This is a genomic window from Coriobacteriia bacterium (assembly GCA_013336165.1).
Classification (GTDB): Bacteria; Actinomycetota; Coriobacteriia; order Anaerosomatales; family JAAXUF01; genus JAAXUF01.
The window spans coordinates 25,364-49,825 of sequence record JAAXUF010000012.1 but is presented as its reverse complement, the minus strand read 5'-3'; the positions used below and the strand labels follow the sequence as shown (position 1 = coordinate 49,825).

Annotated in this window: 23 protein-coding genes and 1 riboswitch; of the genes, 17 read left to right on the top strand and 6 right to left on the bottom strand. The window is 63.6% G+C overall.

Translation table 11 applies throughout. The features are described from left to right. Positions 1 to 88 (top strand): IS3 family transposase (locus HGA39_08235; GenBank protein NTW29331.1); only part of this gene is annotated, 88 nt, incomplete at its 5' end. A gap of 77 nt (positions 89 to 165) precedes the next feature. Here HGA39_08235 and HGA39_08230 read toward each other — a convergent pair. Genes HGA39_08230 through HGA39_08220 form a run of 3 tightly spaced genes read right to left on the bottom strand, consistent with a single transcriptional unit; the run spans position 166 to position 2,422 of the window. Then, positions 166 to 768 carry a hypothetical protein gene (locus tag HGA39_08230; protein NTW29330.1) on the bottom strand — a complete coding sequence of 201 codons (603 nt, stop codon included), beginning with the start codon at positions 766 to 768 and terminating at the stop codon, positions 166 to 168. Beyond that, the gene (locus tag HGA39_08225) at positions 765 to 1,718 is read right to left on the bottom strand and encodes an NAD-dependent epimerase/dehydratase family protein (protein NTW29329.1); all 954 of its coding nucleotides are present in this window, start codon (positions 1,716 to 1,718) and stop codon (positions 765 to 767) included. The genes HGA39_08230 and HGA39_08225 overlap by 4 nt, the downstream gene beginning before the upstream one ends. 11 nt (positions 1,719 to 1,729) lie before the next feature. After that, the gene (locus HGA39_08220) at positions 1,730 to 2,422 is read right to left on the bottom strand and encodes a class E sortase (GenBank protein NTW29328.1); all 693 of its coding nucleotides are present in this window, start codon (positions 2,420 to 2,422) and stop codon (positions 1,730 to 1,732) included. Positions 2,423 to 2,532: 110 nt separating this feature from the next. Continuing rightward, a riboswitch (cyclic di-GMP riboswitch) is annotated at positions 2,533 to 2,626 on the top strand. Between the two features lie 102 nt (positions 2,627 to 2,728). On the opposite strand from HGA39_08220, the gene HGA39_08215 reads away from it, so the two are divergent. Then, on the top strand, positions 2,729 to 3,385 hold the full coding sequence (locus tag HGA39_08215; GenBank protein NTW29327.1) for a hypothetical protein: 657 nt from the start codon (positions 2,729 to 2,731) through the stop codon (positions 3,383 to 3,385). A 75-nt stretch (positions 3,386 to 3,460) separates the two neighbouring features. Here HGA39_08215 and HGA39_08210 read toward each other — a convergent pair whose 3' ends face one another. Continuing rightward, on the bottom strand, positions 3,461 to 6,118 hold the full coding sequence (locus HGA39_08210) for a DUF11 domain-containing protein (GenBank protein NTW29326.1): 2,658 nt from the start codon (positions 6,116 to 6,118) through the stop codon (positions 3,461 to 3,463). 136 nt (positions 6,119 to 6,254) lie between these two features. Next, positions 6,255 to 8,621: an endopeptidase La gene (gene lon / locus HGA39_08205; GenBank protein ID NTW29325.1), complete on the bottom strand. Its 2,367-nt coding sequence runs from the start codon at positions 8,619 to 8,621 to the stop codon at positions 6,255 to 6,257. 107 nt (positions 8,622 to 8,728) lie between these two features. Here lon and HGA39_08200 point away from each other — a divergent pair, with 107 nt between their 5' ends. The 5 genes from HGA39_08200 to HGA39_08180 all read left to right on the top strand — a co-directional run bounded on the left by HGA39_08200 (position 8,729) and on the right by HGA39_08180 (position 12,815). After that, positions 8,729 to 10,729 carry a hypothetical protein gene (locus HGA39_08200; GenBank protein NTW29324.1) on the top strand — a complete coding sequence of 667 codons (2,001 nt, stop codon included), beginning with the start codon at positions 8,729 to 8,731 and terminating at the stop codon, positions 10,727 to 10,729. 57 nt (positions 10,730 to 10,786) lie between these two features. Then, entirely contained in the window at positions 10,787 to 11,161 is a 375-nt protein-coding gene (locus HGA39_08195; protein NTW29323.1) for a hypothetical protein, read from the top strand. After that, positions 11,158 to 12,105, top strand: coding sequence for a thioredoxin-disulfide reductase (gene trxB, locus HGA39_08190; GenBank protein ID NTW29322.1), 948 nt, complete (start codon positions 11,158 to 11,160; stop codon positions 12,103 to 12,105). Before HGA39_08195 ends, trxB begins: the two co-directional genes overlap by 4 nt. 30 nt (positions 12,106 to 12,135) lie before the next feature. After that, positions 12,136 to 12,459 (top strand): thioredoxin, encoded by a 324-nt coding sequence (trxA, locus tag HGA39_08185; GenBank protein NTW29321.1) that lies wholly within the window; start codon positions 12,136 to 12,138, stop codon positions 12,457 to 12,459. Between the two features lie 107 nt (positions 12,460 to 12,566). After that, the gene (locus HGA39_08180) at positions 12,567 to 12,815 is read left to right on the top strand and encodes a hypothetical protein (GenBank protein ID NTW29320.1); all 249 of its coding nucleotides are present in this window, start codon (positions 12,567 to 12,569) and stop codon (positions 12,813 to 12,815) included. An 83-nt stretch (positions 12,816 to 12,898) separates the two neighbouring features. On the opposite strand, the gene HGA39_08175 is transcribed toward HGA39_08180, so the two are convergent. Further along, positions 12,899 to 13,960, bottom strand: coding sequence for a cobalamin biosynthesis protein CbiM (locus HGA39_08175; GenBank protein ID NTW29319.1), 1,062 nt, complete (start codon positions 13,958 to 13,960; stop codon positions 12,899 to 12,901). Between the two features lie 201 nt (positions 13,961 to 14,161). On the opposite strand from HGA39_08175, the gene nikR reads away from it, so the two are divergent. The 10 genes from nikR to HGA39_08125 all read left to right on the top strand — a co-directional run bounded on the left by nikR (position 14,162) and on the right by HGA39_08125 (position 24,400). Next, a complete protein-coding gene (gene nikR, locus HGA39_08170) occupies positions 14,162 to 14,581 on the top strand; it encodes a nickel-responsive transcriptional regulator NikR (GenBank protein NTW29318.1) in 420 nt (139 codons plus the stop codon). Between the two features lie 14 nt (positions 14,582 to 14,595). After that, a complete protein-coding gene (gene cbiQ, locus HGA39_08165; protein ID NTW29317.1) occupies positions 14,596 to 15,408 on the top strand; it encodes a cobalt ECF transporter T component CbiQ in 813 nt (270 codons plus the stop codon). Then, positions 15,405 to 16,160, top strand: a complete 756-nt coding sequence (locus tag HGA39_08160) for an ABC transporter ATP-binding protein (protein NTW29316.1) — start codon at positions 15,405 to 15,407, stop codon at positions 16,158 to 16,160. Before cbiQ ends, HGA39_08160 begins: the two co-directional genes overlap by 4 nt. 208 nt (positions 16,161 to 16,368) lie before the next feature. Beyond that, positions 16,369 to 16,854 carry a hypothetical protein gene (locus HGA39_08155; GenBank protein NTW29315.1) on the top strand — a complete coding sequence of 162 codons (486 nt, stop codon included), beginning with the start codon at positions 16,369 to 16,371 and terminating at the stop codon, positions 16,852 to 16,854. Beyond that, positions 16,851 to 19,211 (top strand): carbamoyltransferase HypF, encoded by a 2,361-nt coding sequence (hypF, locus tag HGA39_08150; protein ID NTW29314.1) that lies wholly within the window; start codon positions 16,851 to 16,853, stop codon positions 19,209 to 19,211. Before HGA39_08155 ends, hypF begins: the two co-directional genes overlap by 4 nt. A 49-nt stretch (positions 19,212 to 19,260) precedes the next feature. After that, positions 19,261 to 19,512 (top strand): HypC/HybG/HupF family hydrogenase formation chaperone, encoded by a 252-nt coding sequence (locus HGA39_08145; protein ID NTW29313.1) that lies wholly within the window; start codon positions 19,261 to 19,263, stop codon positions 19,510 to 19,512. Positions 19,513 to 19,518: 6 nt separating this feature from the next. Then, positions 19,519 to 20,616 (top strand): hydrogenase formation protein HypD, encoded by a 1,098-nt coding sequence (gene hypD, locus HGA39_08140; protein NTW29312.1) that lies wholly within the window; start codon positions 19,519 to 19,521, stop codon positions 20,614 to 20,616. A 14-nt stretch (positions 20,617 to 20,630) separates the two neighbouring features. Then, positions 20,631 to 21,641 (top strand): hydrogenase expression/formation protein HypE, encoded by a 1,011-nt coding sequence (gene hypE / locus HGA39_08135; GenBank protein NTW29311.1) that lies wholly within the window; start codon positions 20,631 to 20,633, stop codon positions 21,639 to 21,641. A 42-nt stretch (positions 21,642 to 21,683) separates the two neighbouring features. Continuing rightward, entirely contained in the window at positions 21,684 to 22,673 is a 990-nt protein-coding gene (locus HGA39_08130; protein ID NTW29310.1) for a DMT family transporter, read from the top strand. Between the two features lie 59 nt (positions 22,674 to 22,732). After that, on the top strand, positions 22,733 to 24,400 hold the full coding sequence (locus HGA39_08125; GenBank protein NTW29309.1) for a glucose-6-phosphate isomerase: 1,668 nt from the start codon (positions 22,733 to 22,735) through the stop codon (positions 24,398 to 24,400). Positions 24,401 to 24,462: the final 62 nt, after the last annotated feature.

Sequence of the window (24,462 nt, the reverse complement as noted above, 5' to 3'; positions counted from 1 at the left end):
CCGCTACTGGAACACCAAGAGGTACCAGCCGAAACTGAAAGGGCTGAGCCCGGAACAATTCCGGACCCAGTCCGTGGACGCCGCTTGAGACCCCTATTAAGCCGTCCAGCTTTTGGGGTCTAGTTCAGACGGAGGGGGCCGCTCTTTGAGTCCGAGGCTCTCGCGTCAGTAGACCGGGCCGCGCGCCCGTGCTGCCTGCATCTGGGCCCACACCGCCCGCTTTCGCGCCGGATCCGAAAGTGACGCCTCCAGACCATTAACGGCGACGATCTTCCTGCCAAGCACGGTCACAGCTGCGCCGAACGGCGGTGTCGTGATCCCGAACGCAGCCGCCACGTCCTGCGCAGCCTCCATGTCCACGGCGAGCACGAGCGCGGGGTCGACTGCCTCGATCTGTCGGCGCAGCCGCCGAGATCGTGCCGGCTGGTCGATGCCGGGTTCTGGACGCGAAAGCGTGTAGAAGAGCGTGTCCGCCGCATAGCCAAGCGCTTCAAGCGCGCTTTCGGCCGCATGGCCATCCGCGCCGCTGAGTGCAGCACCCCCGCAGGACTCGGCCTCCCCCGGAAGCCCTTTCACGACCGCGACCGTTGCCAGCAGTGATCCGCGCCACGCGACCGCATCCGAGCCCGGAGCGAGCGCATCCGCCTCGGCAAGCTCGGCAAGAGCGCGGCCCTCATGCAGCGCGCGTAACTGGGCGGCCTCGATCGCGAGGCCTGAGGAAGCGCCGTTCGCGCCGGGATCGTCTCCGGATGGAGTACGTGAACTCACGCGTGTCCGCCAAACCATCGCCATGTCGACGTCACGCCACGCTCCAGCGGAGCCACTGCATGCCAGCCGAAAGCACCTAATGCCTTCGCGGGATCGAGCGAACTGCGGTCGACATCGCCGTCGCGTGCGGGCAAGAATATCGGCTCCCCCATCTTGGCCGATGCGGCACGCAGCGCGTCAAGCAACCCGTTCACGGACGTCTCCGCGCCCGTCGAGATGTTGTACGAGGCTGCATCTGCCCCAGAACCCATCGACGCAAGCGACCCCGATGCCTCGGCCGCCGCTATGATCGCCTCAACCACGTCGCCGACGTAGATGAAGTCCCGTGTCTGACCGCCGGAGCCGTAGATCACGGGCGCCACGTCGTCCCGCAGCCTCGTGCAGAAGATGGCGACCACGCCGCCCTCACCCGCCCCGTCCTGCCCCGGACCGTAGACGTTGCTGAAGCGAAACGACGCGAAGTCCGTTGGGCTTCCGGCGAGTTCGGCCGCCATAAGCCCCTCGGCGGCGAGTTTGCTCTTGCCATAAGGGTTCGCCGGCGCCTTGCGGGCCGTCTCCTTCAGAGGCAAGTCGGCCTCGTCGGGCTCGCCGTAGACCGCCGCCGAGGATGCCGAGACCATCCGCTGCACGCCGACTTGCCGTGCGGCTGCAGCCACCAGCCGAGTACCCTCGGCGTTCACGGCCCAGTCGCGCTCGGGATCGCGCAGTGACTCCGAGACACTGGCCTGCGCCGCGAGGTGGACCACGGCCTCAGGCGCGAACTCGGCGACCGCGTCTTGCAGCGCCGTGTCCAGGATGTCGAGCTCGCGGAACCAGACTTCGGGCGCAAGGTTGTCTCGGCGACCGGTGGAGAGGTTGTCCACGACGCCTACATCATGGCCGCGCGCCAATAGCGTGCCAACGAGATTCGAACCGATGAAGCCAGCTCCGCCGGTAACGAGAACGCGCATGAGATGCCCCCCTATTTCGACGCGGAAGCCGGCGCTAGGCGTTCGACTTTCGCGAGGTCGGACTGAACGATCATTCTGTACTCGGCGCTGAACGGAGGATGACACGCCGAAAGCGTCAGCATGGGCGACGGCGTCGGGTCCATGACATCCACCTGCGTCGGCAACACGATCAGCGTACGGCTCACCCGATAAGTGTAGCGGCTGTACGGCGTGTAGAACTCGATTGTGTCACCAACTTGAAGCTGGTCGACGTCGCGAAACGGAGCCAGGTACGTCGTCCTGTGCCCCGCGATGCCGACGTTGCCGGTGGTCCCGGGAACGCTCGTCGTGGGGATCCACCCCGGACCCTTCATGAGATCGTCCCGGTTCACGCCCTTGACGACCACAACGTCCAGTCCAATGCGCGCGATGACCAGCCGGCCAAAAGCGTCACCCTCGGCAAGTCCGCCCCAGTACGCCTTGTCCTGCTCGGCTGAATTCGCAGAGTCCGTGGTTACCACAGACCCGGATTCGTTGGGAACGATACGCACGTCTGCAACCTGCGGAATTTGCGCCTGAAGGGCCTGCTGCTCGACAGCCGTGACCCCGTTTGTCACCGCGTAGTAGCCGAGCAGCCCGATCGCGATGCCGAGAAACACATCGCCGAGAAGAGAAGCTGCCAGCCTCCAGCTCCGCCTCTCAGGGCCGCTCCCCGCTTCCGGCATCCCATCCTCCTCGAAACTGACCGATTTCTTCGAACAAAGCTGTAATGATTCTACCGCCCGCTGCCGATACTCACAGTGTAAGGATTTGAAAACCGCACATCGAACGTGTTCCCCGACAAAGGCACAGCGGATCGAAAGTCCGCCTCGCAAAGTCACGGGTCTAACGGAAGGCAAGCGTCTTCCCACGACAGCCGGACCGCCGGGACGAGATCTCCAAGCCGTTCGGCTGAGGTTCCGCCCAGCGAGTGTTTACGCAGGGGGGAAGCTCGGCCGATGTGCTCGCATCTCGCAGAAGGGCACACGATCATGAAGCGGTTCACTTGGCCGAAACACCTCGGGCGCATCATCGCCGTCGCCATGACCGCTCTTGCGCTCACCACGGTGCCGACGCTCGTCGCTCTCGGCATGCCGACAAGCAATACCGGCACTCAGGCAGTCGCAATCTCCTCCCCGGGCGCCATCACCTCTTCAGACCCAACGATAGTGGTTGCGTCGGCATCGTCTGAGGTCGCCACCGTCGCGCCTGCGTCCGCGACCACCCCGGCTCAGGCTGAACCATCCGCAGCCCTGAACACACCGAACCAAGCGACGGCAACTCCTCCGGCAAACACAAACCCCGCTCCCACCCCAGCTGCTGAGAACGTCGCTCCGGCCGCGGCTCCCGAACCCGTCCCTGCGCCGACCCCGGTTCCCGTTGTCACTCCGGGTCCGAGCGAGCAGGAGCAGGCTCAGGCCATCCTCGACTCATACGTCGCCAAGTACCCGATCCTTGCGGGAACGACGATCACCTTCGGGGACGCTCGTGGCTATCAGGCGATCACTTACTACCAGAGCGGTCGGATCATTCTTTCCGCCACTCACACGGCGAGCCTCGCCACCATCATTCGTCATGAAATCGGCCACGTCATCGACTGGCGTGACAACGGCGTGATCGACTGGGGCGAGAGCATCCCTGCCCTGTAAGCCGAGAGTTACGTACGACCAAAGAAAGAGCCGCGTCTTCGCGGCTCTTTCTTATCGCCAGAATGCTGTTTCCCGCTAGTGCGAAGTCCGTCCGATCCTGCGGAGGAATACTCCGAGACCTGCGGCAAGCAGTGCGAACATCCCGATGAGAGACCAGTTGCCGCCCGTGAAGGGCAGGAATGGATCGTCAACGGTCACGTCAACGTTCCAAGACGACTGGTGGTCGTAGGGCGTGATCGTCGCGGTGTTGCCGATGTGCGTCGTACCTGCAGGCATCGCTGCCTTCACGCGCATTGTATAGGTGATCGTGCGTGACTCGCCCTGCTTAAGCGGGGTGTTGTCGACCCACTTGATGGTGTCGCCATTGTCGATCCCGCCCGCCACATTCACGGGGGTCATGTATCGCTGATCGTAGTTGTCCGTGATCGTCAGGCCCGAGACCGTCAGGGGCTCGGTGTTGGTGTACGTGAGCGTATAGGTCACCAGATCGCCAGGCTTTGCCTTCGTGCGATCGGCGGACTTGACGAGCGTGACATCCGAGAACCCGAGAGCAAGCGCATTACCGACGAGAATGGTGCCGGCATCGCCGCTCTGTAGGGTGAACGTGTACGGAAGTCCGGTCGTGTTGAACCAGCCCGCCTGCTCGACTTCGCTCAGCACGTAGGTTCCCGGCTTGAGATCCGAGAAGAGAGCCTTACCGTCGGCGCCGGTCGTCACAGTCACCGTGGTCTCACCGTTGTAGAGGGCGAACGTCCAACCGGAAAGCGCCGGCTCGTTGGCCTCGCGCACGCCGTTACCGTTCTGATCGTTGTACTTGAGTGCGGTGACACTCGGCGGCTGGTAGTTCCCGAACAGCAGACCGGTGATCGCGGTTCCGTTCTCAACAACCATGGTCCCGTTCGGATGCTCAAGATTGACCCAACCGGCACGCTGCTCCTCGACCACGCGGTAGGTTCCCGGAGGCATGTCGATGAACGAGTAGTTGCCGTTCGCATCCGTGGTAGTGGTTGCCCATGTCTCCCACGTGGTCGCGACCACGGCGTTGGGCTGGATCTGCCCACCGCTGGGAACCAAGCGCTCAAGGGTGATGCCCCAGCCAGCGATGCCAGGCTCGCCTTGATCGCGCTGACCATTGGCATTGAGGTCGTTGTACTTAAGACCGGAGAGAGTCGGATCGTAGTAATCATTCTTGTTGAGCAGATCCGCGCTGAGGGTTTCCGGACCGAACGGTGCCTTCAGGGCAATGGACTCGCCACTGGCAAGCTCGATCATCCAGCTACCGGTGATCACAGACATCACAGGCAGCTTCACGGAGCCTTTGTAGGCATCCGTGGTTCCGTCGCGAACCAGATCCACTCGGCCCGACCCGCCGCCGACGACTTGGTATGTGGCATAAAGCTTCGCGCCCGCAGGCATGTTGCGATATGTGAACTCGAAGGATTTTGTGACGTCGTAGGTGTTGCCGACCTCAAAAGACGCATTCTGTCCCTGGCTCAGCCCAACAGTGATGGGCAGGGTAGTTGTTGCATACCAACCGGTCTGCGCCACCTCAACCAAGCTGTACGTCCCGTTGAGAAGGTTGCTGAAGGTGACCTCACCGTTGGCATTTGTGATTCCAGAGGCAACGGTGGTATCGCTACTCTTCAGAGCAAACGTCCAACCTGAGAGCAGCGGCTCGCCGGAGTCGCGGGTTCCGTTCAGGTTGTAGTCTTGGAACTTCTTTACCGTCACAGAGGCGAACTGCGCGTTGGTGAAGGCACAGGAGGCGGTGTCGCCTGTCTTGACGGTCAGCGTCACCGAGGTCTTGGGATCCACACTGTACCAGCCCGAGGGCACGGTCTCTGCAACCGTGTATGTGCCGGGGAGAAGGTTGCCGAACGTGTATGTTCCATCGTTGCCGGTTGTTCCTGTACGCGTTCCCCCGGGACCTGTCAGCGTCATGGTCACGCCCTTGATAGTGCCACCGGCTGCGTTGTTCTTGGTGACGATGATCTTTGCGTACTTGGCGTTGAAGACACTGAGATCGGTCGTATCCCCCGCACACACTGACAGTGTCTTCTGATCTAGTCTCGTAACAAGGTAGTACCCGGTATTCCCGGTGAGGTCCTCTGTAACCGTGTAGCCACCACCAACGAACAATCCATCAAAGTGAACGTGATCGCCTCCATTTGTAGACTTCGTTTCGATCAAGGCGCCGTTCTTGTAGAGAGAAAACGTCCAGTTCCCTGCAAGTCTGGGTCCACTCTCACTCGAACCGTTAGAACTCAAGTACTTGGTGACTTTGATGCTGCCGACTTCCTTGTTGCCGATCTCAATGGCCGGCTTGATCTTGCCCAAGTCCGAGGCAAGGATCTCGACGATCTTCGGCAGGGTCGTGGTGTTCTTGTAGCCACTCTTGACCTGCTCGGTAATCTCGTACCTGCCAACGTCAAGCTGGACAAGGTCGGTCAAGCCAGACCCGTTATGAGTGGTTTCAGTGAATACGTGGCCTGTAGCGAGGTTCTTGATGTAGAACGTGAACCCACCGAGCTTCGCCTCGCTCGACTGCTTCACTCCGTCGGCGTTTGTGTCATTGAACTTGAGAATCTGAATCTCAGCTTTGTTGGATGGACACGCCGAGGCCGTCGAGGGCAGGATCAGCCCTGATCCTGCAATGGACACGGTAAACACGACGGCCATGACCGCCGAAATCATTCGCCGGAAGCCATTCGGCCGATACAGCAGTTTCCTCATCGCCCTCACCCCTATCGCATGTACCTGAATGCAGTGCGAGGTGAACCCTCTAGGGCACCTCAAAACGAAGCATGCCCCCAGATGATCGAGAAAGGACGACTGATAGGGGTCAATCATCCTTTAGGAGGATGGTCTATCATCCCTTCCGGCGACCATTTTTCCTGGGTCGGCAGGAGGCGACCAGTGCAAGGTCCAAGACCTCGTCCATCGTCTTGACTGGCACGATCTTGAGTTCTTCGCGAACAGGCTTCGGCAGCAGTTCGAGATCGCGGACGTTGTCCTTCGGAATCAGCACGGTCCGAATTCCGGCGCGGTGCGCTGCAAGCAGCTTTTCCTTGAGGCCGCCAATGGGCAGCACCCGACCTCTCAGAGTGATCTCCCCCGTCATAGCGATCTCGCGGTTCACAGCACACCCCGTCAGCACCGAGGCGATGGCCGTGGCCATGGTGATACCCGCCGAGGGCCCGTCCTTGGGAATCGCAGCGGCGGGAACATGGATGTGCAGGTCGAGGTTCTCTTGGAAGTTCTCGGCGATTCCGAGATCCTTCGCGCGCGTACGTATGTATGACACCGCGGCGGTGGCAGACTCCCGCATTACATCGCCAAGCTGACCGGTGAGGATCAGGTTGCCCTTGCCCGCCATCTTGGTCGCCTCGATGAAGATCACATCGCCGCCCACTTCCGTCCAGACGAGCCCGGTCGCCAGGCCCACTTCGTCCTTCTCTTCGAGCATGCCGTAGCTGAACTTCTCCGGTCCCAGGTACTTGTGGATGGTGCGCGCCGTCACTGTCGTCTTGCCCTTCTTGCCCTCCACGACTCTGCGAGCGATCTGACGGGCGACAGCAGCGACCTCGCGCTCGAGGCCGCGCACTCCCGCCTCCCGAGTGTATCGGCGAATGATCTCGCGAACGGCGCCTTCGTCGAGGACGAGCTTGCCCGCCGACAAGCCATGCTCCATCAGCTGCTTGGGGATGAGATAGTCCTGTGCAATGTGGAGCTTCTCCTCCTCCGTGTAACCCGGGAAATGAATGACTTCCATGCGGTCCCTGAGCGCGGCCGGGATCGTATCGAGCATGTTCGCGGTCGTGATGAACATCACGTTCGAAAGATCAAACGGAGCCTCAAGGTAGTGGTCCTGGAACGAGTAGTTCTGCTCAGGATCCAGGACCTCCAGCAACGCCGAGGTGGGATCTCCCCGGAAGTCGGCTCCCACTTTGTCGATCTCATCCATCATGAAGACAGGGTTGTTCGTGCCCGCCTGGTTGATCGACTGGATGATCCGGCCGGGCAGAGCGCCAACGTAGGTGCGCCGATGCCCGCGGATCTCCGCCTCGTCATGGACACCGCCGAGAGAAACGCGGATGAATTCTCGGCCGAGCGCCTTGGCGATGGAGCGTCCTATGGAAGTCTTACCGACACCCGGAGGGCCCGCAAAGCACAGGATGGGGCCGCGCATACGGTCTGTCAGCTTGTGAACGGCTAGGTATTCGAGCACACGTTCCTTGACCTTGTCGAGGCCGTAGTGATCGTGGTCCAGTATCTCTTTGGCGGCGATCAGATCCAGCTTCTCCTCTGATTCGACGGTCCAAGGAAGCCCTGTCAACCAGTCGAGGTACGTCCGGATCACGCTGGTCTCGGCGCCGGCGGCCGGCATCTTCTCAAGTCTGCCCAGCTCCTTGAGCGCTTTCTCGGTGACCTTCTCGGGCATCCCGGCACTGCGGATCTTCTCGGTGTACTCGTCGACCTCGGCCTGAGTCTCGTCGTACTGACCCAGTTCCTGCTGGATCGCCTTAAGCTGCTCCCGGAGGAAGTACTCGCGCTGCGTCTTGGTCATCTGCTCCTTGACGCGGTTTTGGATCTTGGAGCCCAGTTCGAGGATCTCGAGCTCCTTCTTCATGAAGTGCGCGACCTTCTCAAGGCGTTCGCGGGGATCCAGCGCCTGAAGCACTTCCTGTTTGTCGTCAACCTTCAGGTTCAGGTGGAAGGTTAGAAAATCCGCAAGGTGCCCGGGGCCTTCGATTCCGGCGGCCGCAGTGAGCACCTCCTGTGGAACCGGCTTGCCGAACTCGACCGCATGTTCAAAATCCTGCACAAGCGCCCGCATGAGCGCCTCTGTCTCGAGATCGACTTTCACTACTTCGTCGATCAGTTCGACCCGAACCAGCGTGAAGGGTTCAGTCTGAAGGAACTCCAAGATCCGAAAGCGCTGCTGACCCTGCACGAGCGCCTTCGCGGTGCCGTCCGGCAGCTTAAGTTCCTGCAGGACCGAAGCAACGCATCCGATTTCGTAGAGGTCATCAGGGCCCGGTTCTGAAGTCTCGGGAACCTTCTGAGTCGCGAGCGCCACAAAATGCCCGCCACGCATTGCTTCTTCCAGCGCCTTTATCGAACGCTCGCGACCCACGAATAGAGGTACCACCAAGCTGGGGAAGAGAATCAGATCTCTGAGCGGGATCAGAGGCAGTATTTCTGGGATCACGGGTGTTTCGCTAAGGTGTGACATGGCATTCCTTTCGACTCTTCGTGCAATAATCATTCTGCCCGTTCGGCGCGGGCGGTACACTCCCCGCAGGTCGCCCGGGAGGGCAGGAAAACCGTTCGGAGCACACGATGACTGTCGTTGGCACACCATTGCGTCGCCGCACTGCCGTCTGGACGGCAGCAGTGTCACTCGTGATCGCGTTTTCCGCCGTCGGGTTGCTGGCGGCTGTTGCCGCCACTCCACCGGCCACCACGCCCCCGACCGCATCACTCGACTCCCCACGGGGTCCACTCCCCGTGAACAGCACGGCAAAGTATACGGTGACGGTCACGCTGCCCAAGGCGGTCGACGAACTCCAAGTTAAGCTGCAGCTCAATAAGCCATCTGGAGCGGCGGTCTACTCGCGCACCCAGGTCATCCAGAACGCGGCTACGGGAACCCGGTCCTTCTCATTCAGCCCGGACACAGCCACCCTCAAACTCACTCCGGGTGTGTATCCGGTCCAAGTGACCGTGAAGTCGACCGTGAACGGAAGCACCTCGACGACATCGGTAGCCACCGAGCTGCTGCTCTACGATGCTGCCAAGTCACCCGTGCCGGTGGCGCTGGTCTTCCGAGTGCACGGCGCCCCCTTCGCCGACCCGTCCGGCAAGTTGGTGGCCGACCCCGCCGAGAACACACGTGCACGCGATGACGTCGATGCTATCGTGCGGTTCGCCACCGAGAACCCAAAAGCCAAGATCAGCATGGCTGTTCCGCCCGTCCTTCTGCAGCAATGGCGCCAGCTCGCACAAGGCTACACTCTCCCGAATGGGAAGGCTGTCTTGGCTTCCGAGGCAACTCCGCGCGCCTACGCCAACACGCTCTCAAGTCTCAAGGCAGCGCTGGGTTCCGGCGCGCTCGAACTAACGTCGCTCGGCTACGCCGATCCCGATCTGGGCGATCTCGCCCTGCAGGGCCTCGGCAGCGATACCGCTCTCCAGTACACGACCGGATACTCGGCGATCTTGGCGAGCTTGGGGGCAACACCCTCCGCAGGGACGGCGCCGGCAAACGGCGCGGCGCCCTCGAAGGTTCTTCAGCAGCTTGCAGACATCGGCCTCCGCTATGTCGTGGTCGACTCCGCTCTGACGGCGCTTGACTCCAAGCCGGCTTCAAGCGGCGCCTACCCGACCGCGATATCCGGCTTGGCGGCCCTGGTCGCCGATCATGAAGCGGGAGTGGGTCTCTCGGCAGGCGAAGCGTCTGCGACCGTCCGGCATGCTTTCGAACGGATGCTGGTGAGCGGAACCACACAGCCGTTCACGGTGTGCGTCGATCTCGGTGACGGCGGAGTGGGTGCTTCCGCCGTGCTTGAGCAGATCACCGGAACGCTTCTGCAGATGCCCTGGGCAAACCTCGTCCTCGCAAGGGACGCGGCAGCGCGCACCGGCTCAACACAGCTCCTTACTATGCTCGACACAACCAACTCCGGTGCCGTGAGCTTCTGGCAGACGGTCAACAGCGCCAGCGCGTACGCTGCGGGACTGCGCTCTTCGCTGCAGCCGGGCGACGCCGACATCGTCGCGGCGACGACCCCGTCTCTGCTCGCTGAGTCCTCGGCATGGAAGGGTCTCAAAGGCGACTGGACCCTCGCGGATCGTGGCGCGGCGTTTGCCAGCACCTCGTTGGGAATCTCCAAAGGCATCCTCGGCACGATCTACCTCAAGGGTGAACCCATCACGCTTGCCGGAACGAGCGGCAACGTGCCGATCACCATCGGCAACGGCACGCAGAAGACGCTGTCGGTGACGGTCAAGACCCGCGCGCTAACCGAGGGCCTCACAGTGGCGCAGGCCGAGTCAATCGAGACCACGCTCCCCCCAAAGGAGACGTTCGTCCAGGTTCCTGTGAACCTGATGTCGACGGCATCCGGCAAGCTTGAGGTTCAGGTTCTGGCGGGCGACTTGGTGGTTTCGAGCCAGATCATCGACGTCCATGCGTCGTATCTGGACCGCATCGCCATTATCGGTGCGATTGTGATTGGCCTTGGCGTGCTGCTCGGCTACATCGTGAGACGTGTTCGTTCGGCCGACGATTCGAGCTCTTCAGCGGCCCCTGATGATGCCGAGGATGCCGCAGAGCGCTAGACTGCTGTAGGGGTCAAATCGCTTTTGCGAGCAATTGACAGACTGGTGGGCAAGACAATGAGACGATTCGTCTGGACCATACTCATTATCGCGGTCATCGCCACGATCGTGAACGACGCCGTGCGATGGGGCCGCGCAAACTCTGAGCTGAACCTCGCGACGAACCAACTCGCCGCGTGGGCCTCGGCTAACGGACGGGACTTGGCCGTCGACCAAACTATGCTGCAGCTCACGCCGCAAGCCCAGAGACTGGGTGTCACCATCGACGGCTACCAGAAGGACAGCACCGGGTTGCAGCTCTCGACACGGGCCGAAGTCAGCGGCACTTGGGTGGTCGGCGCAGTCATCGCAATGCGCGAAGGAGTTCCCTTCCGGCAGGCCCTGACCACTCCGTTCCCGATCCAAAAACACCTGGAGGCAATGTTCCAATGAGTTCTGAACGCATAGAGATCGCCATCATCGGCGGCGGTCCGGCAGGGCTTGCCGCCGCCTTGTACGCCTCGCGCGGACGCGCGAAGACCGTGGTTTTCGAGCGCGGCATCCCTGGCGGACAGATCGTCACTACCGAGTGGATCGAGAACTATCCGGGCTTTCCAAAAGGACTGTCAGGCGCCGAACTCGGCGACCTGATGACCAAGCAGGCCGAGGAGCACGGCGCAGTCGTGCGGACGTTCTCACCTGTCGACTCGCTCACTGTCGAAGACAGCGGAGCCTTCACACTGGAGAGCGACGGCGAGTCCTTCGAGGCGGACTGCGTGATCCTGGCGACGGGCGCGGTTCCTCGCAAACTCGGCGTGCCGGGCGAAGCGGAGTTCACCGGGCGGGGTGTGTCCTGGTGCGCGACGTGTGACGGGGCGTTGTTCCGGGACAAGGTTGTCGCCGTCATCGGCGGAGGGGACGCAGCCGTCGAAGAGGCGATGTTCCTGACGAAGTTCGCCGCCCGCGTCCACCTCGTCCACCGACGCGGCGAAATGCGTGCGACCAAGTGCATTCAGGAGCGCTGCCTCGCCAACCCGAAGATGGAGTTCCATTACCATCGCGTCGTCACCGAGATCGTCGGCGAGAACGGCAAGGTCGCGGGAGTCCGGCTGGAATCAACAAACGGGGACGCGGAAGAGTATCTCCCGCTTAACGGCGTGTTCATATTCGTTGGCATCCATCCGATGAACGAACTCGTCGCCGAACTCGTGGGTACCGACGAAAGTGGGTACATCAAGGTAGACCACAATGGGCTGACGTCCGTGCCCGGCTTGTTCGCGGCGGGCGATGTGACTGAGTCCCAGCTCAAGCAGGTCATCACGGCGGCCGCGCAGGGTGCCTCGGCAGCGTTTGAGGCACTGCGCTACGTCGACGAGAACGCGATTTGTCCGCTTTAGACAGATAGGTAACCGAGAGGAGCTTTCCCCATGGCAGACCTGATTCAGGTGACCGACGCCAACTTCGACACGACCGTCGGCGGCAGCGACAAGCCGGTCGTTCTCGACTTCTGGGCACCCTGGTGCGGCCCATGCCGCATGATGGAGCCCGTACTCCACGAAATCGCCGAGGAGCACGGCGCGATCGTCGTCGGCAAGCTCAACGTCGATGAGAACCCTCAGGTAGCGACCAAATTCGACATCCTGTCGATTCCCACGCTGCTCGTGTTCGTGAACGGCAAGGTCGAGAAGAAGATCGTCGGCGCCGTCCCCAAGAAGAAACTCCTCGACGAGCTTTCCTCCTGGATCGGCTAACCGCAGACCGGCCTGATATGCCCGCACAGAAGAACAGGGATGTTACGATTCCAACATTCGTGCTATGACAGTGGAGAAGCCGCATCCCCGAGAGAAGGAAGTTGAAGATGTGTGAGCATGGCATCAACATCGCCCAAATGAAACTCGCGATCGGGCAGTCTAACGACGCGATCGCTATGGTCCAGCAGTGGCTTGAGCAACTGCACCATCTCGCCGATCACGGCGCCAAGCCGGAAGCGAGCGCCGCGCTCGCGCAGGCCGGAGTGCTTCTCGGCGAGGCACGGGCAAAGCTTGAGGAAGCTGTGGACGACCTCGAGGGCAGAAGCACCGACAAGACGACGGTGGAGCTGATCTAGACAACGGTCTACCAGAAAGGCCCTCCCGGAGGTCCGAGGAGGGCCTTTCGTGTGTCCGGCTGATGCGGCTGCGCGTTGCCTGGTTACGCGCCGGTGCCACTGTCCGCTGGAGGTGATCCGCGCCGCCGCTTGCTCAGCGCGAACCCGATCAGTCCCGCAAGCCCGAGAGTCAGCGCACCGCCGACGATTCCCGCCGTGCTGGTACCGGCATCGACCGCAGGCCACGTGGCCCCGCCTTCCGTCTCGGTAGCAGCGTCATCGGAGGCCTTGAACCCATAGTCGGGCAGGAAGGCAGTCTTGCTTTGAACCTCAGCCGCGAACTCGGTGATCGCCACCGAGGTCTCCTCGGCCAACTCCGCACTGCCGGTCACCTTGGCAATCGACCACTCAAGGCCATCTGGGTTCGAAGAGGCGAACCATGACAGTCCGATACCCGTTACGAGAGCCATGGCTACCAGCCCGAGGATGACGGGCTTGAGACTCATGCCTACAAGCGACCTGTCCGCGACACTGCGCTCCAGCATCTCAGGCTGCGCCTGCCTCACAAACAGGATCACAGCAGCGGTCACGAGACCCTCGACAAGAGCAATGGCAGCGTGGACCGGCAGCATCATCAGAACAAACGTGCCAAAGGGAAGCGAACTGATTCCGGACGCCGTGGTCTCAAGCACGACTGCAAACGCTCCGAGTAGCAGACCAATCTCCGCGCCGACAATGCTAGCCGCCACGACCCGACCGGTACTCCACTTCCCGCCGAGAATTCTCTTGAAGATCGGATACGCGATGAACATCGGAAAGACGCCAAGGTTGAAGATGTTGCAGCCGAGTGCCAGTAGTCCCCCGTCGGCGAAGAAGAGGCACTGCACGGTCAGCACAGAGGCGATCGCGAGGAAGCCCGCTTCAGGCCCCAGAAGGACCGCGAGGATCAAACCACCTCCCAGGTGACCGCTGGATCCGGTCCCCGGAATCGTGAAGTTGATCATCTGCGCCGCGAATATGAAGGCGGCAACTACTCCCATCAACGGAATCTTGCTCGAGTCGCCTTTCTCTCGCACCTTCTTCGCGCAGTAGACCGCCGTCGCCGCTGAGGCAACCCACATCGCCCCGCCGACTGCTGGCGACAGCAGTGCGTCCGCCATATGCATACAGAACCCTCCCTTTCCCCATTAGTGCTATGAATTCTTAAATAGTGCTACTGACACAGAGAACATACCGCCTGTTCTGAGCGTGGTCAACGTGCGATTCGTGTGAATTGCCGTTTCGGAAATCACAACGGTCTGATCAAACAATGCGCGCCCTGTGTTACTCTTTTCTCGTTTCTGCACACCAATGCCTTTGGAGAAGCCATGCCGGAAGTCGTGCGATTCAGCATTTCCACCGACGAGCGCCTCTTGGAGCGATTCGACGCCCTCTCGGCCGAGAAGGGCTACGTCAACCGCTCCGAAGCGATTCGCGATCTCATCCGCAACGCGCTGGTCGAAGAGCAGTGGTCTCTGGGCGAGGCCGAGGCCGTCGGCACCGTCACCCTTGTCTACGACCACCACTTCAGCGACCTCGGCGACAAGCTCACCGAGCACCAGCACTCCCATCACGATGCAGTCGTCTCAACACTCCATATCCATCTTGATGCTCACAACTGCCTGGAAGTCGTTGTGCTCCGCGGCAAGGCCAGCGAGATCAAACACCTTGCGGACGGTCTTATCGGCACCAAGGGCGTGAAGCACGGCAAGTTCGTGGCGACCACCACCGGCAACGATCTCGTTTAGGGCCGGCTGCCTCCGTGCCCAGCATCGAATCGGGTCTCTACGAACTCGGCCGTCTCGACCAGCTTGCGGCCCAAGACACGCCCGCGCACCGGCTGGATCCGCGGGCGAAGCTCATAACGACGCTCGTCTTCATCGTCTGCGTGGTGTCGTTCGACAGGTATGCGGTCCTTCCGCTCCTGCCGTTTGTGATCTTCCCGCTGGTACTCGCCTATGAGGGCAACTTGCCGTTTAGCGTCATTGCCAAGCGCGTCTTGATCGCCTCGCCGTTCGCGTTGGGCATCGGCATCTTCAACCCGCTCCTAGATCCCATCCTGGCCGGACACATCGGCCCCGTGCCGATAAGCGCCGGCTGGCTGTCGTTCATCTCGATCCTCGAGCGCTTCGTGCTCAGCACCTCGGCGGCACTCGTTCTGATCGGCACGACGGGACTTGTGGGCGTGTGCATGGCGATGGAGCGGCTCGGCGCGCCTGACGTCTTCGTGACCCAGCTGATGTTCCTGTACCGCTACATCTTCGTCCTCGCCGAGGAGGCCATGCGGATGGTCAGGGCCCGCGCGCTGCGATCGTTCGAGGGGCGCGGCATGGGGATGCGCGCGTACGGCCAGATGCTCGGTCACCTGCTGCTTCGCACGTACGCCCGCGCCCAGCGCGTGTACGACGCGATGCTTTGCCGAGGGTTCGACGGACACGTGCGCGTGATGAAGCGGCTGCGCTTCACCGGACGCGACTGGATGTTCATGGTGGGTTGGTCGGCGCTGTTTGTGGTATTCCGCCTGTTCAACGTCCCGCTGCTACTGGGACAGATAGTCACGGGGTTGATTGCATGAGCCACCACAGAATCTCCGTTGCCGACCTCGGGTTTTCTTACCCTGACGGAACGATCGCACTCGATGGCGTTTCGTTCGAGATCACGCATGGCGAGTCCGTCGCGATCGTGGGCGCTAACGGCGCCGGCAAGTCCACGCTGCTCATGCACCTCATCGGCATCCTATCGCCGACGCGAGGCCGCGTTCGTATCGGCGACACACCAGTGACCAAGAACACGCTCAAAGACATCCGCAAATCGGTGGGGATGGTGTTTCAGGACCCCGACGATCAGCTCTTCATGCCGACGGTCTATGAAGATGTTGCCTTCGGACCGATGAACCTCGGTCTGCCGCCAGAAGAGATCGACGCCCGCGTAGTAAGCGCACTCGAACGTGTGAACGCACTACACCTCAGAAACCGTCCGCCGTACCGCCTTTCCGGCGGTGAGAAACGCGCCGTTTCGATTGCCACCGTGCTGGCAATGTCGCCAAACGCGCTGGTGTTGGACGAACCATCCTCAAACCTCGACCCGCAGGCCCGCCGACGCCTCATCGGACTGCTTGCCTCGTTCGACCATACCAAGATCCTCGCAACGCATGACCTCGATATGGCGCTCGACCTGTGCGGACGCACGATCGTTATCAGCAACGGGAAGGTCGCCGCCGACGGCCCAACGCGCGAGATCTTCGCCGACGACACACTCCTCGCCGCCTGCCAGCTCGAACGGCCGCTCGTGATGCAGGGCTGCCCGATCTGCTCGGCACGATCCTGAAGCGCGACGACTGTGCACGACACCCGCACCACGCTGCTACAATAGTCCCGTGACCTCGCCGAGAAAACCGCACGCAGCGAGCGACCGGACGCCCGACGGGCCGGTCTACTGGGAGTGCCCCGCGTGTGGGTACCTCTCGGCGGACCCGAGCTTTCCGCAGGGCAAGAAGAACTGCCCCGCCTGCGGGACGCCGGGCGACTCCCGCCGCATGTTCCCGCCCGAGCGGCTTCGCCGCGTCGACGCGCGCATCCGCCGCTACCATGCCGACGGGGAGCACGAGATCGTCGTGATCCTGGTGGCGACATTCCTTGAGTCGTTTATGGAGGACATGCTCGCGCGGATCATGGGCGCGCAAGGCGCGACCGTGCAGCTGCGCGCCGCCGTGCTCGATGCGCTCAGGTCGGTTGGGCAGCGCATCGGCAAGCTCTTCCCCACGCTCACCGGGAGGCAGTTCGAGGCCACAGCCGATGAGTTCGGCTTCCACGACTTCCCGCACCGCTGGCGTCTGCTGCGCACCGAACGCAACTCCTTCATCCACGACGCCGCCTTCGAAGGTACGCGCGAAACGCTCGGCGAGAAGAGCGCGCACGAAGCGATCGCGCTGCTCGACGACGGGTACGCCCTCTTCGTGCAGATCAACAACCGCTTCGTCGCAGGGCCCAAACGGCGGCGCACTGACGACTCCGCGCGGTGAAAGCGCTCTCGCTCCACATCACCGGGATCGTGCAGGGCGTCGGCTTTCGGCCGTTCGTCTACAACCTCGCACTCGCTCACGGCCTCAACGGCTGGGTGCTCAACGCCTCCGACGGCGTCTACGCGCTGGTCGAAGGCGACGCCGAGACGATCGCGGAGTTCCCACGCCTGCTGCGCGAGCACGCCCCCTCGATGGCCGTCATCGACGAGATCATCGCCGAGGAAGTCGAACCTGAGGGGTTGCTCGGCTTCGAAATCCGCGCCTCACACACTGAGGCAGGCCGGATGACACTGGTGTCGCCGGACATCGCAACGTGCCCTGAATGCGTCGGCGAGCTGGTTTCGCCGGGCGACCGGCGGTATCGATACCCGTTCATCAACTGCACGAACTGCGGACCGCGCTTCACTATCATCGACGACGTGCCCTACGACCGCCCGTCGACGTCGATGCGCGACTTCCCGATGTGCCCCGAGTGCGCCGCCGAGTACGCAGACCCAGCGGATCGCCGGTTCCACGCGCAGCCGGACGCATGCTTCGTATGCGGGCCACGGCTGTACCATGTCGCCGAGGACGGAGAACTGCCGGACGACTGGCGCTGGTCGCCGGAATGCGAGGTCGCGCCACGCCCCCACCGCGATCGCGACGCCGAGGCCGCGCGATCCGACGCCATCATCGCCGACACAGCGCGACGCTTGCGCGCGGGCGAGGTGCTCGCGATCAAGGGACTCGGCGGCTTCCACCTCGCGTGTGATGCCACCGGCGCCGAGGCGGTGGCGCAGCTGCGGTCCCGCAAGCGCCGCTGGGTGAAGCCGCTCGCGGTGATGGTGCGCGATCTGGAGGCTGCACGAGCGGTCGCCGAGGTGGGACCCGAGGAGGAGGCGCTGCTGACTGGGGCCGTGCGGCCGATCGTGCTGCTGCGCAAGCGACGCGAGACGGCAGCGGGCGCCATCGCCCACGACGTCACCGGCGACCTCGGCGAGATCGGCGTCATGCTGCCGTACACCCCGCTGCACCACCTGCTGCTGGCCGAAGTAGGCCGCCCGCTCGTGATGACATCCGGCAATCTCTCCGACGAGCCCATCGCGACAGGTAACGCCGAGGCGCTCTCGCGGCTCGCGCCTATCGCGGACACGTTCCTACTGCACGACCGCGCGATCCTGTCGCGCTACGACGACAGCGTCGTGCGCGTCGTCGACGGCCGCACCGAACTCGTGCGCCGGGCGCGCGGCTACGCGCCGTATCCCCTGCCGCTGCCGTTCTCGGCGGACGCGGGGATCCTCGCGGTGGGGCCGGAGCAGAAGAACACATTCACGCTGATCAGCGGCTCGCACGCGTTCGTGTCGCAGCACATCGGCGACCTCGAAAACGCGGAGACGCTTGAGAGCTTCGAGCAGACCATCTGCCTCTACGAGCGGCTGTTCCGCGTGCAGCCTGAGATCGTCGCGCACGACCTGCACCCCGAGTACCTCTCGACGAAATGGGCACTCGCGACCGATTTGCCCAAGATCGGCGTCCAACATCACCACGCGCACATCGTCTCCGTCACCGCCGAGCACGGCATCAGCGATCCGGTAGTCGGCTTCGCATTCGACGGCACCGGCTACGGCGCCGACGGCTGCATCTGGGGCGGCGAGGTCCTCATCGCTGACTGGGCCGGCTACGAGCGCTTCGCCCACCTAACGTACGTGCCGATGCCGGGCGGCTCAGCAGCCATCCGACGGCCGGCGCGCATGGCGATCGGAACGCTGGTCACGCTCGGGTTGCTCGACCACCCCGGCGCCGCACCACTGCGCTCCCGCCTTGCAGACGGCGAGGAGGCGATGTTGCTGCGCATGATCGAGCGCGGCGTGAACTCGCCGCTCACCAGCTCGATGGGCCGCCTGTTCGATACTGTTGCCGCCATCATCGGCATCACCGACGACGCTCGCTACGAAGGCGAGGCCGCCATCCTCCTCGAGGCCGCGGCCGATCTCGCCGAGACCGGCTCCTATGAATTCGACCTTCAGAGGCCTGCCGAGTCAGGGCAGCCGTACGTCATCGACCCGACGCCAGTCCTCTCGGCGGCGCTGGACGACCTCTCGCGGGGAGTACCCGCGCCAGCGATCTCAATGCGCTTCCACCGTGCAGTCGTGCAGTGTATAGTCCGGCTGGGTAAGGTTGCTGCGCGGCATACCGGCATTCGCTACGCAGCTCTCGCTGGAGGCGTGTTCATGAACAGGATCGTGCTTGGCGAGGCGATCGGCGAACTCGAGTCCGCAGGACTCACTCCCCTCACCCACGTACGCCTGCCGATGAATGACGGCGCCGTTTCATTTGGCCAGGCTGTCGTGGCTTGGGCACAACGGCACAAGGCTTGATGTTACTGCGGCCAAAAGTCGCTGTACCACCCTATTAGGAGGTTTGACCATGTGTCTCGCCATTCCGGCCAAGATTCTCGCGTTCGAAGACGACAAGATGGCCTCCGTCGACATCCTAGGTGTCACACGGAAGGTCTCAGTCGACCTCGTTCCTGACGCGGTCGTCGGCGACTACGTGCTGGTACACGCCGGCTTCGCCATCCAGGTGGTCGACGAACAGTACGCCGAGGAAACCCTCGATCTCTTCAGGGAGATCCCGGAACTGTGCGACGAAAACGGCATGCTGCGCGAGGAAGCGTAGGATCTCATGGATCTCTCGGCATTCCGCGATCCCACGATCGCCAAGAACCTCATCGCCGCGATCAACGCCACGAAGACCGGACCCGTCAAGATCATGGAGGTCTGCGGCACCCACACGGTAGCAATCGCCCGCAACGGCCTGCGCGCAGTCATGCCAGAGCGTGTGACGCTGCTCTCCGGTCCAGGCTGCCCGGTGTGCGTTACCGCGAACGAGGACATCGACACCGCCATCGAATTTGCTCGCCAACCGGGCGTCATCGTGACGACCTTCGGCGATATGATGAAGGTGCCCGGCAGCTACAGCTCGCTCTCGCGCGAGAAAGCTGACGGGCGTGATGTTCGCATCGTGTACTCCCCTCTTGACGCCATCGCGCTTGCCCAGCGCGAGCCGGACAAGCAGGTTGTCTTCATCGGCGTGGGCTTCGAAACCACCACCCCTCTCATCGCCGCGGCCATCATCCGCGCACAAGAGCACGGCGTGGGCAACTTCAGTGTCTTCTCAGCACACAAAACCGTGCCGCTCGCGCTCGAAGCGATCGTGAACGACCCTGAGGTGCACATCGACGCCTTCATTCTGCCGGGCCACGTCTCGACCATCATCGGTTCGGCTCCTTACGAATTCCTTGCCGAGACCTACCACATCCCCAGCGTCATCACCGGTTTCGAGCCCGTCGACGTGCTCCAGGGCATCTACATGCTCCTGAAGCAGCTCGAAGAGGGCCGCGCCGAGATCGAGATCGCATATCAGCGCGGCGTCTCGCCCGAAGGCAACCCGACCGCGCGCGCGCTCGTCGACCGCGTCTTCGGGCCCACGGACGCAGCGTGGCGCGGCATCGGCGTGATCCCCGGTACCGGCCTCAAGATCCGCCCCGAATTCGCGGCCTTCGACGCCGAGAGGCGCATCCCCGTGACCCCGCCGGAACCGCGGGCGATCAAAGGCTGTCAGTGCGGCGAGGTGTTGCGAGGCGTGATCCTGCCGTACCAGTGCCGCCTGTTCGCGAAGGGCTGCACACCCGAGCACCCGATCGGCCCGTGCATGGTGTCCTCGGAAGGCTCGTGCGCGGCCTACTACCGCTACACCGACCACGACACCGCAAACTCTTAGGGAGACACACATCCATGCAGTCTGATCGGATTCTTCTGGCCCATGGCTCGGGCGGCACGATGATGCGCGACCTGATCGACGAAGTCTTCGTCACCGGATTCGCCGAGGAAGCGCTCTCGCGCCTCGACGACGCGGCTGTGCTCGCGTTCCCCGGTAGCCGCATCGCCATGTCGACCGACACCTACGTCGTGCACCCGATCTTCTTCCCCGGCGGCGACATCGGCCGCCTCGCGATCTGCGGCACCGTGAACGACGTCGCCACCAGCGGCGCCAAGCCGCTCTACCTCACCGTCGGCTTCATCCTCGAAGAGGGCTTCCCCATCGCCGACCTGCGCCGCGTGCTCGAGTCAATGCGTGACGCCTGTCGCGAAGCCGGCGTGCACATCGTCACCGGCGACACGAAGGTTGTCGAGCGCGGCCACGGCGACGGCATCTTCATCAACACCGCCGGCGTCGGCGTCCTCGCCGAGGGCATCGATCTTTCCGGCTCCTACTGCCGCCCCGGCGACAAGGTGCTGGTCTCGGGCACGCTCGGCGACCACGGCATCGCGATCGTCTCGATCCGCGAGGGCCTCGAGTTCTCGACCGACATCCAGACCGACGCCGCCCCGCTCAACACCCTCATCGCCAACGTGCTCGCAGCCGCTCCCGATACGCGCTGCTTCCGCGACCCCACCCGTGGCGGCCTCGCCTCCACACTCAACGAGTTCGCAGCCGCATCCGGCGTCTCGATCACCATCAGCGAAACCGCGGTGCCCGTGCGTCCGCAGGTACGCGGCGCCTCCGAGATGCTCGGCTACGATGTCTTCCAGGTCGCAAACGAAGGCAAGATGGTTGCCATCGTCCCCGCCGAGCAGGCCGAATCAGCGCTCGCTGCGATGAAGGCGTCGCCGTACGGCGAGGACGCCGCCATTATCGGCGAGGTCGGCGAAGGGCCGGCAGGACGCGTCTACATCGACACGAGCTTTGGGGCCAAGCGGATCATGGACATGCTGGTCGGGGAGCAACTGCCGAGGATCTGCTAGCGAACTCCCCAGCCTCGCTGGTGTTTCCGCTACACTCCTCCCATGTCTCCCGACACCCCCTGCACCCGCCGAGAAACCCTCCTCGGCCTCGCATCCGTCGCCTTCGCCGGCGTCATGTGGGGCACGATCCCGCTCGTACTTCGAGCGGCCGACGGCGCCTCGGTCGTCAAGGTCTTCTACCGAGTTGTCTTCGCTGCGCTGGCGATCTTCCTCTGGATGCTGGTCACTCGCCGCCTCGGCGAAGTCACCGGCCTCAGCCGCCGCAAACTCGGGCAGGTCGCGCTCCAGGGCGTGATCCTCACCGTGAACTGGGTGCTGTTCCTCTCGGCGCTGGACTTGACCAACGTCGCGACGGCGGAACTGCTCGGCTACACGGGGCCGGTATTCGTGGCGATGCTGGCGCCGTTCGTGACCGGCGAGCGCTTCGATGCGCGGATCATCCTGCCGCTCGGGTTGTCGCTGGGCGGCATCGTGGTCATCCTGGCGCCGCAGGGACTGAACCTGGGAAGCGGTCGGGCGACGCTCGGCGCGCTTCTGGCATTTGCCTCGGCGCTGACGTACGCCACGCTGATGCTGCGCAGCAAGAATATCCTCCGCGGCATCTCGGCCCCGGCGCTTATGCTGATCGAATACGTAGTCGCGGGCGTGATTCTGCTGCCGTTCGCGATCGTGCTTACCAGCCGCGGCCAGGGGCCCACGCATCTCACCGGATACCTGGCACTCCTGTCGCTCGGCATCGTCCAGACTGCGCTTACTGGCGCCATCTTCCTCACCGGCTTGCGGCGCACACGTACTGACCACGCGGCCGTCCTCACGTACACTGAACCGGTATGCGCGGTGCTGTTCGCCGCGGCGTTTCTCGCCGAGCCGCTCGGCGTGTGGTCTGTGGTCGGCGACGCGATGGTCATCATCGGCGGGCTGACGATCGCACAGATGAAGCCGACGCCAAGCGCGATCGAGCCGGTGCCTCTCGAGGCGGCGGGGGTCGAAGGCGACGCAGGAGAAGAAGCGCGCACGGACACTAAGTCCTGAGCGATCAGGGAATCATATACCCGCAGCCCTGCCCGCTGCGGACTGATGTGGAGGCACCCATGGACGCTTTGCAGCACCTCATCGAGCTAGACGCCGTCGCGCGCCTGCGCACGCACGACGCCACCCTGTTCGGCACCGACCCGAAGTCTCTCGCGCTCACCGCCGGAAGCCTCGGCTGGACCACGCTGGCCGAGGAAGCGCCCTCCCTGCTGCCGGAGCTCTCCCGCCTCGCCTCCGAACTCTCCGAGGAGGGCTGCACCGACGTGGTGCTGCTCGGCATGGGGGGTTCGTCGCTGACGGCGCTCGTGCTGGGCGAGGTGCTCGGCGCGTCCGGCAAACGAACTCTGCACGTGCTCGACACCACCGCACCGCTCTCGGTCGACCGGATTATCGCCGACCTCGATCCCGCGAAGACGCTCTACCTCGTGGCCAGCAAGTCCGGCGGCACGATCGAGCCCATGTCGCTCTACGCCATCTTCCGCGACGAAGCCGACAACGAGCTGGGTCGCGAGGCCGCCGGCCGGCGCTTCCTCGCGCTGACCGACCCGGGGACGTCGCTGGAAACACTCGCGCGCGAAGCCGGCTTCCGCGGCGTCATCAACACGCCGCCGACGGTCGGCGGGCGGTTCTCGGCGCTCTCGGCCTTCGGCCTCGCCCCCGCCGCGCTCGTCGGCATCGACGTCGCCGAGCTCATCACCCGCGCCCGCGCGATGGAACAGGCCTGCGCCCTCCTCGCCGAGCACAACCCGGCAGTCGCCCTTGCCGCCTTCATCGCCGACGCGCACGCCCATAGCCGAGACAAGCTCACGATCGTGACCTCGCCCGATCTGGCGTCGTTCGGGCTGTGGGTCGAGCAGCTGGTCGCCGAGTCGCTCGGCAAGGAGGGGATCGGCGTCGTGCCGGTCGTCGAGCTGTCGGACGACATGCCTCTTGGGTATGGACCCGATCGGGCGGTCGTCGTCGTACGGCTCGCCGGAGATTCCCTGCTCCCCAGTTGGCGTGACCTGCTCGCCGATTCGGCCCCCGTGTACGACTTGGCATTGAGCGACCTCCACGACGTCGCCACGCAGTTCGTCCTGTGGGAGCATGCCGTAGCGCTGACAGGCGCGCTTCTCGGCGTCAACCCACTGGGGCAGCCCGACGTCGCCTCTGCGAAGGCGGCGACTGCGGCCGTGCTCGCAGGCACGCTGGAGGCACCCACGGCGCAGACGGTAACGCCCGAGGGCGTTGCGCTCACGTTCGCGGGGACGCTCGCCTCACCCGGCGCCCCTGGCCACACCGACACGCTCGCAACCGCGCTGGGGCACGCGATCGCCGCCCTGCAGCGCAACGACTACTTCGCGCTGCTCGCGTACCTTCCCGAGGACGTCTCGCTGCTGGCCCCGCTCACAGCCGCAGTGCCGCGAGTCTCGGCCGCACTCGGCGTCGCGATCACTTTGGAGCTGGGGCCACGCTACCTGCACTCGACCGGCCAGCTCCACAAGGGCGGCCCGAACTCCGGCGTCTTCGTGCTGTTGACCACGCGCGATTCCGCCGACGCGCTTGTTCCGGGAAGCCCTTGGGGCCTGCGCACCTTACACCGCGCTCAAGCCGAGGGCGACCTCATGACGCTCGCAGCCGCTGGACGGCGTGTGCTGCATGTGGACCTGCCGGACGTCGGTGAGGACTCCGTGGCAGGATTCGCTCACGCGCTCACGGACGCGGCTGGAGTGACCTGGGAGCGGTAAGGGGCACACGTTCGGGTGGACCACCGCGCCCGCTCCAACAGTCATGCCTGCGGAATCACATC

What these genes read in the sequence shown, in the direction of transcription:
- HGA39_08225 (NTW29329.1), bottom strand. Translation starts at nt 1,718, where the DNA reads ATGCGCGTTCTCGTTACCGGCGGAGCTGGCTTCATCGGTTCGAATCTC.
- HGA39_08220 (NTW29328.1), bottom strand. Translation starts at nt 2,422, where the DNA reads ATGCCGGAAGCGGGGAGCGGCCCTGAGAGGCGGAGCTGGAGGCTGGCA.
- HGA39_08215 (NTW29327.1), top strand. Translation starts at nt 2,729, where the DNA reads ATGAAGCGGTTCACTTGGCCGAAACACCTCGGGCGCATCATCGCCGTC.
- HGA39_08210 (NTW29326.1), bottom strand. Translation starts at nt 6,118, where the DNA reads ATGAGGAAACTGCTGTATCGGCCGAATGGCTTCCGGCGAATGATTTCG.
- lon (NTW29325.1), bottom strand. Translation starts at nt 8,621, where the DNA reads ATGTCACACCTTAGCGAAACACCCGTGATCCCAGAAATACTGCCTCTG.
- HGA39_08200 (NTW29324.1), top strand. Translation starts at nt 8,729, where the DNA reads ATGACTGTCGTTGGCACACCATTGCGTCGCCGCACTGCCGTCTGGACG.
- HGA39_08195 (NTW29323.1), top strand. Translation starts at nt 10,787, where the DNA reads ATGAGACGATTCGTCTGGACCATACTCATTATCGCGGTCATCGCCACG.
- trxB (NTW29322.1), top strand. Translation starts at nt 11,158, where the DNA reads ATGAGTTCTGAACGCATAGAGATCGCCATCATCGGCGGCGGTCCGGCA.
- trxA (NTW29321.1), top strand. Translation starts at nt 12,136, where the DNA reads ATGGCAGACCTGATTCAGGTGACCGACGCCAACTTCGACACGACCGTC.
- HGA39_08180 (NTW29320.1), top strand. Translation starts at nt 12,567, where the DNA reads ATGTGTGAGCATGGCATCAACATCGCCCAAATGAAACTCGCGATCGGG.
- HGA39_08175 (NTW29319.1), bottom strand. Translation starts at nt 13,960, where the DNA reads ATGCATATGGCGGACGCACTGCTGTCGCCAGCAGTCGGCGGGGCGATG.
- nikR (NTW29318.1), top strand. Translation starts at nt 14,162, where the DNA reads ATGCCGGAAGTCGTGCGATTCAGCATTTCCACCGACGAGCGCCTCTTG.
- HGA39_08160 (NTW29316.1), top strand. Translation starts at nt 15,405, where the DNA reads ATGAGCCACCACAGAATCTCCGTTGCCGACCTCGGGTTTTCTTACCCT.
- HGA39_08155 (NTW29315.1), top strand. Translation starts at nt 16,369, where the DNA reads ATGTTCCCGCCCGAGCGGCTTCGCCGCGTCGACGCGCGCATCCGCCGC.
- HGA39_08145 (NTW29313.1), top strand. Translation starts at nt 19,261, where the DNA reads ATGTGTCTCGCCATTCCGGCCAAGATTCTCGCGTTCGAAGACGACAAG.
- hypD (NTW29312.1), top strand. Translation starts at nt 19,519, where the DNA reads ATGGATCTCTCGGCATTCCGCGATCCCACGATCGCCAAGAACCTCATC.
- hypE (NTW29311.1), top strand. Translation starts at nt 20,631, where the DNA reads ATGCAGTCTGATCGGATTCTTCTGGCCCATGGCTCGGGCGGCACGATG.
- HGA39_08130 (NTW29310.1), top strand. Translation starts at nt 21,684, where the DNA reads ATGTCTCCCGACACCCCCTGCACCCGCCGAGAAACCCTCCTCGGCCTC.
- HGA39_08125 (NTW29309.1), top strand. Translation starts at nt 22,733, where the DNA reads ATGGACGCTTTGCAGCACCTCATCGAGCTAGACGCCGTCGCGCGCCTG.